Annotated in this window: 1 protein-coding gene; it reads left to right on the top strand. The window is 38.5% G+C overall.

From position 1 onward, the window contains the following. Positions 1–83: 83 nt before the first annotated feature. Positions 84–710: site-specific DNA-methyltransferase (locus COU51_00715; protein PIR67097.1), on the top strand; the 627-nt coding region annotated here is incomplete at its 3' end.

Genomic DNA, 710 nt, shown 5'->3' with positions numbered 1-710 from the left:
CATATTACGAAAAACCGAGATTTAAGCTGTATCAGTCGGATTGCTTGGATATTTTAAATTCTCTCCCTGAAAATTCTGTGGATATGATTTTTGCCGATCCGCCCTATTTTTTATCAAGTGGTAGCTTCACTTGCCAAAACGGACAAATGGTCAGCGTAAAAAAGGGCGACTGGGATTTAACTAATGGGACAAAAAAGAATTTTGAATTTCATAATACTTGGATTTCGGCGTGTCGCCGAGTCTTGAAACCAAACGGAACAATTTGGATTAGCGGAACTTATCACTCAATTTATCAATGCGGATTCGCATTAGAAATTAACAAATATCATTTCTTAAATGATATTGCGTGGTTCAAACCCAACGCTTCGCCAAATTTGTCATGCCGATTTTTTACCGCCAGTCATGAAACTTTACTTTGGGCGAGAAAGGAAAAAACAAGCAAGCATACTTTCAATTATGATCTGATGAAAAATGGCGAATGGCCAGAAGATCAGTTAAAAAAACCAGGATTGCAAATGCGATCTGTTTGGTCAATCAATACGCCCAAGCCGATTGAAAAAAAATTTGGCAAACACCCTACACAAAAACCTTCTGATTTATTGAAAAGAATCGTTTTGGCAAGCACAAACAAGGGCGATGTAGTCCTAGATCCTTTTACGGGAAGCTCGACAACAGGACTTGCGGCCTATCTTTATGGTCGCAATTTTATT

The sequence above is a fragment of the Parcubacteria group bacterium CG10_big_fil_rev_8_21_14_0_10_36_14 genome, from assembly GCA_002772895.1.
In the GTDB taxonomy this organism is placed as follows: Bacteria; Patescibacteriota; Patescibacteriia.
The sequence above is the reverse complement of the archived record's forward strand: the minus strand, read 5'-3'. Positions and strand labels throughout refer to the sequence as shown.